12 protein-coding genes and 2 pseudogenes are annotated in these 15,472 nt (G+C 72.5%); 9 read left to right on the forward strand and 5 right to left on the reverse strand.

Going from position 1 to position 15,472, the window contains the following annotated elements; all coding sequences use genetic code 11:
- Positions 1-84 precede the first annotated feature (84 nt).
- Complete coding sequence (locus tag NOD94_RS28745; protein WP_281209049.1) at positions 85-357, forward strand: hypothetical protein; 273 nt, start codon at positions 85-87, stop codon at positions 355-357.
- 70 nt (positions 358-427) lie between these two features.
- On the opposite strand, the pseudogene NOD94_RS28750 reads toward NOD94_RS28745, so the two are convergent.
- A pseudogene (locus tag NOD94_RS28750) lies at positions 428-1,308 on the reverse strand (MFS transporter); the annotation flags it as partial.
- 424 nt (positions 1,309-1,732) lie between these two features.
- Positions 1,733-2,428: a 2OG-Fe dioxygenase family protein gene (locus tag NOD94_RS28755; protein ID WP_281209051.1), complete on the reverse strand. Its 696-nt coding sequence runs from the start codon at positions 2,426-2,428 to the stop codon at positions 1,733-1,735.
- 184 nt (positions 2,429-2,612) lie between these two features.
- On the opposite strand from NOD94_RS28755, the gene NOD94_RS28760 reads away from it, so the two are divergent.
- From NOD94_RS28760 to NOD94_RS28780, 5 genes are all read left to right on the forward strand, one after another.
- A complete protein-coding gene (locus NOD94_RS28760; protein ID WP_281209052.1) occupies positions 2,613-2,909 on the forward strand; it encodes an acyl carrier protein in 297 nt (98 codons plus the stop codon).
- A 67-nt stretch (positions 2,910-2,976) separates the two neighbouring features.
- Positions 2,977-7,059 (forward strand): beta-ketoacyl synthase N-terminal-like domain-containing protein, encoded by a 4,083-nt coding sequence (locus tag NOD94_RS28765; RefSeq protein ID WP_281209053.1) that lies wholly within the window; start codon positions 2,977-2,979, stop codon positions 7,057-7,059.
- A 47-nt stretch (positions 7,060-7,106) separates the two neighbouring features.
- Entirely contained in the window at positions 7,107-8,702 is a 1,596-nt protein-coding gene (locus tag NOD94_RS28770; protein ID WP_281209054.1) for a long-chain-fatty-acid--CoA ligase, read from the forward strand.
- A 5-nt stretch (positions 8,703-8,707) separates the two neighbouring features.
- Positions 8,708-9,499, forward strand: a complete 792-nt coding sequence (locus NOD94_RS28775) for an alpha/beta fold hydrolase (RefSeq protein WP_281209055.1) — start codon at positions 8,708-8,710, stop codon at positions 9,497-9,499.
- 104 nt (positions 9,500-9,603) lie between these two features.
- Positions 9,604-10,065, forward strand: a complete 462-nt coding sequence (locus NOD94_RS28780) for a nuclear transport factor 2 family protein (RefSeq protein ID WP_281209056.1) — start codon at positions 9,604-9,606, stop codon at positions 10,063-10,065.
- A gap of 76 nt (positions 10,066-10,141) precedes the next feature.
- Here the strand turns inward: NOD94_RS28780 and NOD94_RS28785 are convergent, their stop codons facing one another.
- Complete coding sequence (locus NOD94_RS28785) at positions 10,142-10,741, reverse strand: TetR/AcrR family transcriptional regulator (protein ID WP_281209057.1); 600 nt, start codon at positions 10,739-10,741, stop codon at positions 10,142-10,144.
- A 158-nt stretch (positions 10,742-10,899) separates the two neighbouring features.
- Here NOD94_RS28785 and NOD94_RS28790 point away from each other — a divergent pair, with 158 nt between their 5' ends.
- The 3 genes from NOD94_RS28790 to NOD94_RS28800 all read left to right on the forward strand — a co-directional run bounded on the left by NOD94_RS28790 (position 10,900) and on the right by NOD94_RS28800 (position 14,224).
- On the forward strand, positions 10,900-12,318 hold the full coding sequence (locus tag NOD94_RS28790; RefSeq protein WP_281209058.1) for an MFS transporter: 1,419 nt from the start codon (positions 10,900-10,902) through the stop codon (positions 12,316-12,318).
- A 339-nt stretch (positions 12,319-12,657) separates the two neighbouring features.
- Positions 12,658-13,437: an AfsR/SARP family transcriptional regulator gene (locus tag NOD94_RS28795; RefSeq protein WP_281209059.1), complete on the forward strand. Its 780-nt coding sequence runs from the start codon at positions 12,658-12,660 to the stop codon at positions 13,435-13,437.
- A gap of 19 nt (positions 13,438-13,456) precedes the next feature.
- Positions 13,457-14,224 (forward strand): sirohydrochlorin chelatase, encoded by a 768-nt coding sequence (locus NOD94_RS28800; protein ID WP_281209060.1) that lies wholly within the window; start codon positions 13,457-13,459, stop codon positions 14,222-14,224.
- Positions 14,225-14,253: 29 nt separating this feature from the next.
- Here the strand turns inward: NOD94_RS28800 and NOD94_RS28805 are convergent, their stop codons facing one another.
- Complete coding sequence (locus NOD94_RS28805; protein ID WP_281209061.1) at positions 14,254-15,201, reverse strand: ABC transporter permease; 948 nt, start codon at positions 15,199-15,201, stop codon at positions 14,254-14,256.
- Positions 15,188-15,472 (reverse strand): annotated as a pseudogene (locus NOD94_RS28810) (ABC transporter ATP-binding protein); the annotation flags it as partial. The pseudogene NOD94_RS28810 and the gene NOD94_RS28805, both read right to left, overlap by 14 nt.

The raw sequence follows: 15,472 nt of genomic DNA on the forward strand, positions 1-15,472 counted from the left end.
TCGCCCTTCACAGCCTCCGGATCCACGCGATCGACCTTGTCAAGCGCGCTCGCGATGGTGGGACACATGGAACACGCTCGGGTCATGAAGACCTCACCCCGCCCGACCCACGTGGCGCTGGACCCGGGCGAAGCCCGGCACCTGGACCGGCTCACGCAGAAGGTCGAGGAATGCGCCACGGCTCTGGAGCAGGCGCGAGCCGCCCTGGGTGAGGCGGCCGGCCGTATCGCCGCCGGGTACGAACGGGGCGGGCCCGCGGCGGTCGCCGCCCGGGTCGGCTGGTCACGCCAGCACGTCTCCACCCTGGCCGCCGCGCACCGGCGCCGGCAGGGCAATGGGCGGGAGGACGCCGCATGAGCTTCGCAGCCGAACCTGCCGGGGCCGGTGGTGTGCCGCGGCCTGCGGCCACCGTGGAGGAGCTCCGGGCGGCGCTGACCAGGGACGCCGTGTGGAAGCCGGTGGTGAAGGAGTCCCGGGCGACGGTCAGGAGGTCGGAGCCGAGGGCGGTGGGGAGTTGGGCGGCCGCGTCCGTCGCGCCGCCGATGGTGTCGCGGGCGGAGGTGAGGGCCTCGGCGGGGAGGCCGGGCGGGGCGGTGGCGGCTACCTCGTCGCGGTAGACGGCCACCGCGACGCTGCCGGTACCGGCGATGCCGAGGGCCAGCCCGAGGTCGTAGGCGGTCTGGCCGGTCGCCGCGGCCGAACCTGCCTTCTCCGCCGGGGCCGAGCCCACGGCGAGCGCCGTGCCGAGCACGCTGATCGGGGCGATGCCGAACATGACGAGCGCGAGGCCCAGGGAGACCGCCACCACGCCGGCCTGCGCGGCCATGCCAGGAGGACGACGGGGACCATGACCGGGACTCCGAGGAGGAACACCGAGCCCCACCAGAAGGAGTCCAGCAGGACCCCGCCGACGACGGGGCCGATCGCGATCCCGACGGAGAGGGCGGTGACCCACATGGCGATGGCGGTGGCGCGCTGACGGGCGTCGGTGAACATGTGGGTGATCAGGGCGAGGGTCGACGGGAGCACGGCGGCTCCCGCCACGCCGAGCAGCGCTCGGGCCGCGATGAGGGTCTGCGGGTCGGGGGCGTAGGCGGCGAGCAGCGAAGCCGCGATGACTCCGACCGAGCCGGCGAGGAGCAGCTTGCGGCGTCCGATCCGGTCGCCCAGCGTGCCCATGATGACCAGGAAACCGGCGGTCATGAACCCGTACATGTCGGTGGTCCAGAGCAGTTGGCTGCTGGAGGGGCGCAGGTCCGCGGTGAGGTACGGGGTGGCCAGCCACAGGACGCCCAGGTCGGCGGTCATCAGGGCGACGGGGAGGAGGAGCACGGCGAGGCCCAGCCACTGGCGGGGGCCGGCCTTCGTGCGCAGGGGGTGAGGGACGCGGGGGGCTTCGGGGGCGTCCGGGGAGGGCGGGGAAGAGGTCGTCGGCGTCATGGGAGCACTGTGCGGAGGCGTGCTTCGGGTTCGGTTCGGATGTGGTTGCGGTCCTGTTCCGGTGCCCGTCGCGGTGCCTCGAAATGCAACTGGAACGACGACGCCCCCGGCAGCGTCCCCGCGGGCGCCCTGATCTCCGCCGGAAAGTTCGGCAGCGTGGAAAGGTCGTTACCGAAAGACGCCGTCTCCGAAGTGGAACGGTCACCCGCCGGCCGCATGCCGTCACCCGAATCACCCGCGAAACGGATGACGACGTGGGTCGACGCGGCGGACCTCGGATCACGTCGGCACGTCAGCCGTTCCGTTCTTCGCGCGGCAGCTCCGGCGCGTGCCTGTAGCCCATGATCAGGACGTCGCGCACGGCCGCCTTCGTCGGGTCCACGGGCAGGATCGGGCGTACCGCGTGGAGGACCTGGGCGTCGGCCCAGTACATGGTGTCCATCTGCTCGGTGAGGCAGAACTCGGTGACGAGTCGCCGGTCGAGGTCGTAGACCTGCGATTCCCCGCCGCGGGCGTTGAAGCGGCCCATCAGGTGGATGACGCCGAAGTCGACCTCGTCGCGGTGCGGGCCCTCGGGGGTCGGCTCGCCCGTCTCGTCGGGGGTGCTGATGATGCGGAACTGGTGGCACTGGACGTCCCACGGGTCGTCGCGCCAGGCGTCCTCGGGGACCGGGAACGTTTCGAAGTCCGACCGCAGGAGCCGGGTGAGCAGCGGGTTGGCCAGGGTGGTGCGGCTGAGGGGCGCCACGTCGCGGTCGATGCCGCCGGCGTAGTCGTTGGCCCCCATCGACTGGAAGTAGGGGCGGTGGGGGCGCAGCCGGACCTCTCCGGTGCGGGGGACGAAGAAGAACCGGTCGTAGCGGCGTTCGCGGAAGCGGGAGCCGCCCTTCAGGTACTGGTCCGTCTCCAGGTTCTCCCATTCGGCGGCCAATTCCTTGACGTGCTGACGCAATTCGGTGTCGATGACGAGCCGGTCTGCCGGTATCAAGGAATATCCGTTGGTCCGAAGTTCTTCTCGTGCCGCGTTCCGCATTGTTGACTCCTCCGTGCCGGATCTCACGCACTCCTGCTTCCCGAGGTTCCCACAGTGCTGCTGACGATGAACTGACAGGGCCGCCGGGTCAGGAGGACGTCAGCCGGTCGTCACGCGGCCTGTGCTTCACTCGGCCGGTATGACGGAACAATTGGTGTCCTCGCCGGGATCGGAACGGCGCTCGGTCCTCGAAGAAATCGTCGTGGCGGAATTCAAGGCGGCGCTGCTCATGCCGGACGACGAGGAGCTGCCGGTGGAGGCCGGCTTCTTCGAGCTCGGCATGACGTCCTTGCTGCTCACGATGGTCAAGCAGCGCCTGGAGGAGCAGCTGGGTCGGGGCATCAGCAGTACGGCGTTGTTCAACCAGCCGACCGTCGAGCGGTTGACGGATTATCTGGCCTCCGAAGTGCTGGCCGACATCTTCGACGTGAACTGAGAGAGAGGCGGCCGCCATGCCCGGAATGCCAGGAACGCCGAATCCTTCGGGTAATTCGGATCCGGACGTGCTGGAAAGGCTCGAAGCGGCGGAGGAGACGGTCCGCCGACAGAACGGCGAACTCGAACAGTTCCTGTTGGAGAAGCACGAGCCGATCGCGGTGGTCGGAACGGGCATGCGCTTTCCCGGCGGGAACGATTCCCTTTCCGCGCTGGATTCCTTCCTGCGGGACGGCCGTTCCGGTATCGGGCCGCTGCCCCGCGACCGGTGGGTTCCCGAGGTGGCCGACGGTGACATCACCGCGACGGCCGGCGGTTTCCTCGACGGCATCGACGAATTCGACGCCCAGTTCTTCAACATTCCGCCCAATCAGGCCCCGTTCATCGATCCGCAGCAGCGGCTGCTGCTGGAGACGGTGTGGCAGGCCCTGGAGGACGCCAACATCGATCCGGCCGGTCTGCGGCACGGCGACGGCGGTGTCTACGTGGGGGCTTCGCCGCTCGACTTCGCGCTGGAGCTGGAGGGGCTGTCCGACGAGCAGCTCGACGGGAGCCTGACGACCGGGCTCGGCGGCTACTCGATGTCCGGGCGGCTCTCGTACTTCCTGGGCTGGCGCGGTCCGAGCCTGACGACGGACACCGCGTGCGCGGCGTCGCTGACCGCGCTGCACCTGGCGGTCGAGGGGTTGCGGCGCCGCGAGTGCGGGATCGCGTTGTGCGCGGCGGTGAACGCCCTGCACAATCCGCGCTCCTTCGTGATCCTCTCGCACGGCCAGATGCTGGCTCCCGACGGGCACTGCAAGACCTTCGACGAGAGCGCGGACGGCTACGCGCGCGCCGAGGGCTGCGGGGCGCTGGTGTTGAAGCGGCTGTCGGACGCGCTGGCGGACGGTGACACGGTCCTGGCACTGGTCCGGGGCACGGCGATCGGGCAGGACGGCGAGAGCGCGGGGCTCAGCGCGCCCAACGGCACGGCGCAGGAGGCCGTGATGCGGGCGGCGCTGGCCAACGCGCGGCTGGAGCCGGGCGACATCCAGTACGTGGAGGCGCACGGGACGGGGACGCCGCTGGGCGACCCGATCGAGCTCGGGTCGGTGAACGGGGTGTTCGGTGCCTCGCACGACGCGGAGCACCCGCTGACGATCGGCTCGTTGAAGGCGAACATCGGGCACATGGAGCCCGCGGCCGGGCTGGGCGCGGTGCTCAAGGTGATCACGCAGATGCGGGCGGGGGTGTTCTTCCCGCACGTGTGGCGGAACCTGTCCGGGCGGATCCCCTGGGAGACCTACCCGATCACGGTGGCGACGGAGCAGCGGCCGTGGGAGGCGCCCGTGCGCCGGGCCACCGTCAACGGCTTCGGGGTCGCGGGGGCCATCGCGGTGGCAGTCCTGGAGGAGGCCCCGCCGCGGACCGGGACGGCTCCGGCGCGATCGGCGAATTCGCGGCGATCGGCGGATTCGGAGCGGCCCGCGGCTTCGCAGCGGCCCGTGGTCGAGGTCGCGGAACCGGAACCGGCTCCGGCGCCGCCCGGCCTGGTGTTCACCCTGTCGGCCAAGTCCCGGCCGGCGCTGCGCTCGCAGGCCGAGCGGTACGCGCGCTTCCTCGCGGAGCATCCCGGTACCGACCTGGCGGACCTGTGCCGGACCCGGGCCACGGCCCGTTCGCACTTCCGGCACCGGGTGGCGGCGGCCGTCGCGGACCCGGGGGAGCTGGGCGCGCACCTGGAGCGGTGGAGCGCGCCGCCGCGCGGGGAGGAGAAGCCGGACGCGTTCCGCAAGGTGGCGTTCCTGTTCACCGGTTCCGGTTCGCAGTACGTCGGCATGGGGCGGGCCCTGTACGGGCGCTTCCCGGTGTTCACCCGGTACGTGGACGAGTGCGACGCGCTCTTCGCGCCGCTGCTGGGGCGTTCCGTGGCCGCCGTCATGTTCGGCGAGGTGCCGGACGCCGAGGAGACCCTGGCCCGTACGTCCTTCACGCACGCGGCGCTGTTCACCCTGGAGTACGCGCTGGCCCGGCTGTGGCTGTCGTGGGGCGTGCGGCCCGGCGTGCTGATCGGGCACAGCGTCGGCGAGATCGTGGCGGCGACGGTGGCCGGGCTGTTCACGCTCGCCGACGGGATCACCTTCCTCACCGCGCGGTCCGCGCTGATCGAGTCGGTGTCGGGGTCGGCGCCGGGCGGCATGGCGGCCGTGTCCGCGCCGGCGGACGAGGTACGGCCGTTGCTGAAGGTGTGGCCGGACCTGGCGGTAGCCGCGGTCAACGCCCCCGGGCAGTGCGTGGTCTCGGGCGGCGAGCGGTCGCTGGCCGAGGCCGTGGAGTCGCTGCGCGCGCGGGAGTGGACGGTGACCGCCCTGCACGTGTCGGCGGCGTTCCACTCGCCGCTGATGGCGGGGGTGTCGGAGCCGCTGGCCGAGGTGCTGGGCCGGATCTCCTTCCACGAGCCGCGGCTGCCGGTCGTGTCGAACCTGACGGGGCGGATCGCGTCGGCGGCGGAGCTGGCCACCGCCGAGTACTGGGTGCGGCACGTCAACGAGACGGTCGAGTTCGAGGCCGGGGTGCGTGCCGTCGCCGAGCGCGGCCGGCACGTGTTCCTGGAGGTCGGGCCGTCGTCGGCGCTGACCTCGCTGGCCCGGCGGTGCGTACCGCAGGAGCAGCACCGCTGGCTGAGCTGCCTGCGGGCCGAGGACACCACCGGCGCCACGTTGGACGCCGCGCTGGCGGGCGCGTACGCGGCGGGGCTGAACATCGCCTGGCGCGAGGTGTACGCGGGCGGTCCCGGGCGGCGGATCCCGCTGCCGGGGTACGTCTTCGACCGGCGCCGCTACCGGCTTCCGGCGCGTCCGGCGGGGCGCGGGGCGTCCGACGGGCATCCGCTGCTGGGCCGTGAGGTCCAACGGGGCGGCGGGCAGCGGGAGTTCTCGGCGCGGATCAGTGCCGGGCAGCCGGCGTACCTGGCGGACCACACGATCGGCGGCCGGGCGTTCATGCCCGCGGCCGGGTACCTGGAGCTGCTCCTCGCGGTGCAGGACGAGGTCCACGGCGATACCGGTCGGGCCGTGGAGGACGTGCGCTTCCACGAGGCGCTGTTCCTGACCGACCGGCCGACGCTGCTGCTGACCCGGGTACGGCCCGGGCCCGGCGGGAGGCTGGCGGTGGAGGTGTCGAGCCGGCCGGCCGACGAGGCCGGGAGCGTGGAGCGGCTGCACGCGACGGCCTGGATCGCGGCGGACGCCGACGCGGCCGGCGGGCTCGCCGGTCCGGGCCGGGAACTGCTGGGGTTGGCCGGTGCGATGGAGGGCGAGGAGCCGTCGCGGGTGCTGGACGGCGACGGGGTGCGGGCGGCGTACGAGCGGGCCGGGCTCGCGTACGGGCCGCAGTTCAGCCGGGCCCGCCGGGTGGCGGCGTACGGTCCGGACTTCGCGGTGGCGGAGCTGTCGGGTGCGGACGCCTCCCGGGCGGAGCACCTGCCGCCGCCGGTACTGGACGGGGCGACGCACGCGCTGGCCGCGCTCACCGACGACGGGAACCGGTACGTGGCCACGAGCGTGGCCCGGCTGCGGGCCTTCAAGAAGCCGCGCGGGGAGGTGCTGCGGTCCGCCGCCAGGGTCAAGCGCTCGGTGGCGCCTGTCGTGCCCGGGGACCGCGCGGCGGCCGCCGACCCGGCGTTCACCCTGGACGTGCTGCTGCTGGACGGCGGGGCGGGGCCCGGGGCCGAGCGGCCGGTGATGGAGCTGTCGGGGATGGGCTTCACCCGGCTCCCGGACCGTCCGGCCCCGACGGCGGACGCGGAGCGGGAGGCGGAACGCGCGGCGGCCTCGGCGCCGCTCGACCCGGCGGCCCTGGCGGCGGCCCCGCCGGGGGAACGACACGGCGCGCTGGTCGCGCTGGTCCGGGCCACGGTCGCCGCGCTGCTCGCGATCGAGGACCCGGAGTACGTGGACACCCGGGCGGGCTTCCTGGAGCTCGGTGTGGACTCGCTGACGGCGATCGTGCTGAAGAGCCGGTTGGAGGCGCGGCTGCGCGTCCCGTTGCTGTCCTCGGTGGTCTTCGACCATCCGTCGGTGGAGGACCTCGCCGCGCACCTGGGAGACGTCCTCGCCCCGGAGCCCGTCCCGGCGGCCCGCCCGGGTCCCCGAACGACCACGACGTGAACACATCCATCCCACCCACCACACGAACGACACGACGGGGGCACCCCATGGACGACGACGACCGTACGGAGGACCGGACCCTCGCGGCGCGCGCCGCGCTGCACGCCCGGACCCGGCCCGATCATCCGGCGGTGGTCTGCGAGGACCGCACGCTCACCTACGCCGAACTGCACCGGGAGAGCAACAGGACCGCGCACGCGCTGCGGGCCGCGGGGCCGACCGCGGGCATGAGGGTGGGCTATCTGGGCCGGGAGTCGGAGCACTACTACGACCTGGCGCTGGGCTGCGCGAAGAGCGGGGCGGTCCTGGTCCCGGTCAACTCGCGGCTGACGGCCCGCGAGGTCGAGCACGTCCTGCGCGATTCGCAGGCCGGACTCCTCTTCGTGGAGCGCGAGTTCCGGCCGGTGGTGGACGAGCTGCGGTCGGTGCTGCCGGAGCTGCGTCAGGTCGTCGAGATGGACTCCGACGCCCACGTGGCGGGCGGGTTCCTGGCGTGGAAGGCGGGCCGGCCGGACACCGATCCGCCCACCGCGGGCACGGCGGGTTTCGACGACGCGGTGGCGCAGCTGTACACGAGCGGGACGACGGGCCTGCCGAAGGGCGTCGTCCTGGCGCAGCGGACGTTCTTCACCTTCATCGCGGACACCCGGGCGCAGGGGGTGGACTGGATCGACTGGCGGCCGGAGGACCGGGGGTTGAGCTGCTTCCCCGGCCTGCACACCTCGGGTTTCGGTTGGTTCATGCACTCCTTCAACGCCGGCGCCACCACCGTGATCATGCGTCAGTTCATCGCGGACGAGGCGACGCGGCTGATCGAGCGGCACCGGATCACGACGCTGTGGGCGGCGCCCGCGATGCTGCGGATGATGCTGACCGAGCGGGGCACGACCCGGGAGACCTTCCGGTCGCTGCGCAAGGTGGTCTACAGCGGCTCGCCGATCGACCGGGAGCTTCTGCTGACCTGCATCGACGTACTGGGCTGCGAGCTGGCCCAGGGCTACTCGTCGGCGGAGGCGGGCAGCTTCGTGACGTGCCTGGCGCCGGAGGACCACACCCCGGACAGTCGGGTGCTGGCTTCGGCGGGGCGGGCGTGTCCCGGCAACGAGGTGCGGATCCTGGACGGCGACGGCAACGAACTTCCGCCGGGCGGGGTCGGACGGGTCGTCATCAAGAGCCCGGCGCGTTTCCTCGGGTACTGGCGGCTGCCGGAGGTGACGGCGGGGTCCCTGTCGGGTGAGTGGCTGTCCATGGGCGACATGGGGCACCTGGACGCCGACGGCTACCTGTTCCTGGTGGACCGGGTCAACGACACGATCATCGTCGCGGGCCAGAACATCTATCCGACCGAGGTCGAGAACGCGCTGCGGGAGCATCCTGCCGTCGAGGAGGTCTCGGTGTACGGGGTTCCGCACCCGCAGTGGGGCGAGGCGGTGCGGGCCGCGGTGGTGCTGCGGCCGGGGGCCGGGGCCACGCCGAGGGACTTCCTGCGGTTCCTGAACGGCAGGATCGCCGGGTTCAAGATCCCCACGGGGTACGACCTGGTCGCGGCGTTGCCGCGCAATCCGACGGGGAAGGTGCTGCGGCGGGTGCTGCGGGAGCGGTTCACCGCCCCGGCGGCCGGGGCCGCGGCGCCCGCGGTGTAGCGGGCGTGGACGGGACCTCCGTACGGCCGTCCGCGCCGCCGGCTCCGCTGCCCGAGGTACAGGGCGCGGCCCGGTGGCTGCATCCGGCCGACGCCGAACCGGACTGCGGGGTGCGGCTGTTCCTGCTGCACCACAGCGGGGGCGGTGCGTCGATGTACCGGGACTGGGCGGGGCTGCTGCCGTCGGTGGCCTGCCAGGCGGTGCAGCTGCCCGGGCGGCAGGAGCGGCGTCGGGAGGCTCCGTACACGCGGCTCGGTCCGCTGGCGCAGGCCCTGGCCCGGGTGGTGTCGGACGAGTTGGACGGGCGTCCGTACGCGGTGTTCGGCCACTCGATGGGGGCGCTGCTGGGGTACCGGCTGACGGTGGAGCTGGAGCGGCGGGGTCTGCCGCCGCCGGCGCTGCTCGCCGTGTCGGGCTGGGCGCCGGCCGGCTTCTCGGCGCCGGCGGTGCTGTCTGCGGATCCGCTGGAGGCGCTGCGGCTGTTGGGCGGCCTGCCGGCGGCGGTCGAGGGCGATCCGGAGCAGTTGGCGGCGGCGGTCCGTGCGATGGGCGCGGACGCCGCGGTGTGCGCGGACCGTCCGGACGACGGGGCGGCCGTGGGCTGTCCCGTCGTCGCGTACCGCGGGCGGGAGGATCCCCTCCTCGCGCCCGGGGCGATGCGGTCGTGGGCGGGGCGGACCCCGGAGTACCTGGGGTGCCGGACCTTCCCCGGGGACCACTTCTACCTGCGGTCCCACGCCCGCGCCGTCACGGCCGATCTGGCCCAGTTGCTGCCGCGCTACGCGGCGGGGCACTGAGCGGGCGGCGTACGGGTCGATCACGGCGATCGGCCCGCCCCATCGACATCCGGATCACGGCGATTACGTCGATCTCGGCGATCTCGGCGACCAGGAGGTTTCCCATGCTCCCCCGACCCAACGAACTCCTCGCGCGGTACGTCGCGTTGTGGAACGAGACCGATGTGGCGCGCAGGCGCGAGAGGGTGGAGGCGCTGTACGCGCCGGACGCCGTCTACGTGTTCTACCGCAAGGATCCGATCCGCGGGCACGCGGCGATCCTCGACCAGTTGGCCTACACGCACCAGGTGTACGGGCCGATGGGCTACGAGTTCCGTTCGTCGAACAACGCCACCGGGCACCACGACGTCGTCCGCTTCAACTGGGTGATGGTGTCGGCGGCGACGGGCGAGATGGAGATGTCCGGTCAGGACATCGTCGTGCTCGCGCAGGACGGGCGAATTCAGGCCGACTACCAGTTCCACGACCGCATGCCCTCGGCGTTCGTCTACGACGACGGGTACGAGGAGCACGGCGTGGCGGTACGGGCGGCCCGGCCCCGGCGCACCGGTGTCGCGGGCCCCTGACGGCGGCCGGACGCGCACGCACTCCGGCCCCGCGGCATTCCCGTGCCGCGGGGCCGGTCGCGTGCCGGACGGTGCGTCAGCGGGCGGCGGCCGTCACGGTTGCCGGGCAGTACTGGCGCAGGACGAGTTCGGTGGTGGCGACGGCCATCCGGGCCGGTCCGTCGCCGCCGAGGACCTCGCCGTTGGCCAGGAGGCCGCCGACGATGAGCATGAGCGTGTCGGCCAGGGCGTCCGGGTCGTCGGCGCCGGCTTGGGCCCCTCGGTCGCGGAGCCAGTTGCGCAGGCCCTTGAGGTGCAGTTTCGCCTCCTGGCGGCCCGGGTGCCGCGGGTCGCGGAACTCACTGGAGGTGTTGTAGTAGATGCAGCCGTGGAAGTCCGGTTCCTGGACGCTGGCGTGGAAGAACTCCATCAGCGCCAGGATCTGGCGGGCCGGATCGCCGCTGTAGGGCCCGGTGACCTCTTCGGCCCGTTCCCACCACTGGGCGTCGCTCTCGCGGAGCCAGGCCGCGATGAGTTCGTCCTTGCTGGCGAACTCGCGGTAGAGGAGGCTCTTGCCGACTCCGGTCGCGTCGATCACCTGCTGCATGCCGACGGCCCGGACCCCCTGTTCACCGAAGAGTTTGGCCGAGGCCTCCAGAATCCGCCGCCGCGTGCCTGGTGCCGGTGTGCGCGCCATGTCTGAACTCCTTCCCCTCTCCCCCGCGGATCCCAGCATACGTTTGACACAGGGGTTTCGGGGCGCTAGAAATGGACCGATCAGTCCGGGACTGATCGGTCCGTCATTCTTCCTGTTGCGCCCACCGCTTCCGACGACACTCCGATCGGAGTCTGATCATGACCGAGGCATCCCCCACCTCACCTCCTGTCGCACGGGCGTTACCGCCCACCCCCGCGGTCAAGAGCCTCCCGCTCCTGCTCCTGGTGGTGTGCGCCGTCCAGTTCCTCGACGCGATGGACATCGCGAGCATGGGACCGGCCCTCCCCCTGGTCCAGGAGGACCTGGGGATGTCCACCTCCTCGCTCCAGTGGGTCGTGTCCGCCTACGCGCTCGGCTTCGGCGGCTTCCTCCTGCTCGGCGGACGACTGGCCGACCTCTACAACCGCAAGAAGCTGCTGATCGGCTGGCTCGTCGTCTTCGTGGTCGCGAGCATCCTGGGCGGCATCGCCGACGACGGAGTGGTCCTGGTCGTCGCCCGTCTGCTCAAGGGCATCAGCGCCGGCATCACCGCACCCGCCGCCATGGCGATCCTGCTCGACGCCTTCCGTGACGAGCAGTCACGCAACAAGGCGCTCGGCACCTTCCTCGCGGTCGCCTCGGCCGGTTACTCCCTCGGTCTGATCCTCGGCGGCCTGATGGCGGGCGTCTCCTGGCGGCTCGTGCTCTTCGCCCCCGCCGTCGCGGGCGTCCTGGTCGCCCTCCTCGCCGCCTCGGTGGTCCCGTCGCAGCAGGAGTCCGGCAAGCGCGGCAGCCTCGACATCCTCGGCGCCGTCACCGTGACGGCCGGTGCGGTGTCCCTGGTCTACGGACTCAGCCGGGCGGCCAGCCACGGCTGGGGCGACGCGCAGACGATCGGCTCGCTCGTCGCCGCCGCCGTCCTCTTCCCGCTGTTCGCCGTCGTCGAGAGCAAGCACCCGGCCCCGCTGGTCCCGCTGTCCGTCTTCCGCAAGGGCCAGTTGACCCGCGCGCTGGTCGCCATGCTCTTCTTCGGCGCCTACGTCTCCTTCCAGTTCGTCCTGACCCTCTACTACCAGGAGCAGCTGGGCTGGTCGCCGCTGCAGGCCGGGCTCGCCTTCCTCCTCGGCGGGGTCCTGACCGCCGGCACCGCCCGCTACGGCGCCGCGCTGGTCACCAAGTACGGTGCCTGGCCGGTCGCGACCGGCGGCCTGGTCCTGCTGAGCATCGGCTACCTCGGCTGGGTCCTGCTGCTCGGTCAGGTCGACCCGCTGGTCACCCTCTTCGCCCAGCAGCTGCTCGGCGGCCTCGGCTTCGCCGCGGTCTACCCGGCGCTGAACATCGCCGCCGTCGGCACCGCGGCTCCGGACGAGCAGGGTCTGGTCTCGGGCCTCTTCAACGCCGGCGCGCAGATCGGCAACGGCGTGGTCATCGCCATCACCGCCACGGTGTTCTCCCTCTCCGCCGGCGGGGTCGCGCCCTACCGGGCCGGACTGTGGACCGTCACGATCATCACCCTCTTCGTGACCGCCGTGACCCTGGCCGGCGCCGCCCGGTACCGCAAGTCCGCGGCCGCCTGATCCGACCTCCCGGGGGCGCCGCCGCGGCCGCGCCCCCGCCACGAACGCCGTGCAACACATCGGGCGCACCCATTGGATCCCCCGCATCCGGCGCCGGACGTGTTGCACGGCATCGTCGTCCCCGCCCCCGGACCCCGCGCCCCCGCGCCGGGTCCGGGGGTTTCATTGACACGCTCGCACCTGACCAAGTACGGTCGGGACCGATCGGTCCACTAGGAATTCAGTCTCATTCCGACCGTGAATCGATCGACCGGCGCCAGTGCACACGACAACGTTCTCTTTCCATCTCGCGGGGAGATGTTTGTGTTGCTGTTCTCAGTCCTAGGCTCCATAGAGATAATGAAGCACCGCGGCTCGGTGCGCCTCGGCGGCGCGATGCAGCAGACGCTCCTCGCGTCGCTGCTCGCCGCCGGCGGATCGCTCGTCACCGTCGACGCCCTGATCCTCGAACTGTGGGGGACCACTCCCCCCGCGAAGGTCGAGAACGCCCTCCAGGCACAGGTCAGCAGGGTCCGCAGGACCCTGTCCGCCGTCGAGCCCGACCGTGAGGGATCCCGGGTGGTGACCAGCACCTCCGGCTACATGTTCCTCTTCGACCGGTGGGAACTCGACGCGTACTTATTCCTCGACACCGTGGACGCGATCCACGCGCGGACGGGAAACGACGGCCTTTCCGAACACCGCCAGAACATAGCGGACCTCCGCGAAGGACTATCGCGCTGGCGAGGTCCCGTATTCGGCGGACTCGCGGGCGGACCCATCTGCCGGACGGCTTCCGCCAGATATCTGGAAGCGAGAAATTCGGCACTGATTCTGCTTTACGATCTAGAACTGCGCACCGGCGGTCACGAACGGATCCTCCCTGAGCTCACCGAGCTCTACTCCCGCAACCCGAACCACGAGCAGTTCTGCATGCTCCTCATGCGGGCCCTGTACCGCTCCGGCCGGCAGCTCGACGCCCTGACGGTGTACCGGCAGTGCCGACACAACATGATCGAGTCGCAGGGCATCGAACCCTCCCCCGTCCTGAGCCAGTACGAGCGGGCGATCCTCACCCACGACCCGATGCTGCTCCAGGACGAGCCCTACTGGCCCGTTCCCGCCCTCGCCGCGAGCTAGTGCCGTGGACCACGGGTCCATGAACGGCGCCGACGACGGCTACGACGGTGACTCCCGCGTCCTGCTCCTGATCGCACACGGCAGCCGGGACCCGCGGCACGCGACGACGGTCCGCGCGCTCACCCGCCGCATCCGGTCGATGCGGCCCGGACTGCGCGTCAGCACCGCCTTCCTCGACTTCGAACCACCCTCAGTGGGAGCGGAGTTGGCACGGATGGCCCACCGGGGCGCGCAGCGGGTGGTGGCCCAGCCCCTGCTCCTGACCCGCGCCTTCCACGCCAGGACCGACCTGCCCCGCGCCCTGCGCGAGGCACCACCGGCCCTCTCCGTACGACAGGCCGGAGTACTGGGGCCGCACGCCCTGCTCGTCGCCGCGCTGGAACGCCGCCTGGCCGAGGCGGGCCTGGAGCCCGGCGACCGCGCCTCCACCGCCGTGGTGCTCGCCTGCGCGGGCACCACCGACCCGCGGGCCGTCGCGGCGCTCGCCGCGACGGCCGAACAGTGGCGGCGCACCGGCTGGTACGACGTACGCCCCGCCTTCGCCTCCGGCGGCGCCTTCCCCCGCACGCGGGACGCCGTACGGGCGCTGCGCGGCGCCGGCGCCCGGCGGATCGCGGTGGCCCCCTACGTACTGGCCCCGGGCCGGCTCCCGGACCGGATCGCCCTCGGCGCAGCCGAGGGCGGAGCGGACGTCGTGGGCGCGGTACTCGGCGCGGCCCCGGAACTCGCCCGTCTGGTCCTGCGCCGCTACGACGCGACCGTGCGCGCCCCGGCCCTGACGGGCTGAAGCGTGCCTCCCGCCGCGTCGGCGACGGGTCACTTCCGGTCGCTCCGACGGAACCCGGCGGCGGCCGGGCGGCCCCGGCGGGGCCTGCCGTGACCGGTGGGCGGCGGGGGGATCAGGCCGCGGCGGCGGAGCATGCGGCGCTCCAGCGGGCTGAACACCAGCAGGTCGACGGCGATGCCGACCAGCAGGATCAGCCCGATGGCGAGGAAGATCCGCGCCATGTCGGAGGTCTCGCGCCCCGACTCCAGCAACTGACCCAGCCCCAGGCCCAGGTCGGGGGAGCTGGCGATGATCTCGGCGGCCATCAGGGACCGCCACGAGAAGGCCCAGCCCTGTTTCAGCCCGGCCAGGTAGCCGGGGAACGCGGCGGGCATCACGATGTGCCGGGCGCCGCGCAGGCCGGTGGCGCCGAGGGAGCGGCCGGCCCGCAGGTACAGCGGCGGGACCTGGTCGATGCCGGAGACGAGGCCGTTGGCGATGGAGGGGGTGGCTCCGAGCAGGATGACGGCGTACATCATCGAGTTGTCCAGGCCGAGCCACAGGACCGCCGGCGGCACCCAGGCCACCGAGGGCAGGGACTGGAGTCCTGACAGGACGGGGCCGATCGCGGCGCGCACGGTCCGGACCCGGGAGACCAGCAGCCCGAGCGGGGTGCCGATGGCCAGGGCCAGCAGGAAGCCGGACAGGCCGCGCCAGACGCTGGTCCACACGACGTCCAGGAGGGTGCCGCGCAGCCACAGGTCGGCCAGGCTGTCCCACACCGCGGCGGGCGGCGGCAGCATGTGGTCGTCGGTGACCTGCGCCAGGGTGAGCGCCTGCCACACCGTCAGGACCAGCAGGACGGCGACGAGGGGCGGTAGGGCCTTGCCGAGCAGGACCCGGCGCAGCGGGACGCGGGCGGCCCGGTGGGTGTCGAGGGCGTCCAGTCCGGCCAGTTCGTTCGCCCCGGTCCGGGGCCTGAGGTCAGTGCCGGCCATGGCGGCGGATCTCCCCACGCAGCTGTTCGGTGATCTCCAGGGACAGCTCCGCGACGGCGTGGTCCTCGATGCGGCGCGGCTGGTCGATGTCGACGGTCCATTCGCGGGCGACGCGTCCGGGGCGGGAGGAGAGGAGCACCACGCGCTGGGCGAGCCGGACGGCTTCGCGCACGTTGTGGGTGACGAACAGGACCGACAGGTTCGTCTCTTCCCAGATGCGGGTGAGTTCGCCGTGCAGGACGTCGCGGGTGATGGCGTCGAGGGCGGCGAA

Source organism: Streptomyces sp. Isolate_45 (assembly GCF_024721315.2).
Classification (GTDB): domain Bacteria; phylum Actinomycetota; class Actinomycetes; order Streptomycetales; family Streptomycetaceae; genus Streptomyces.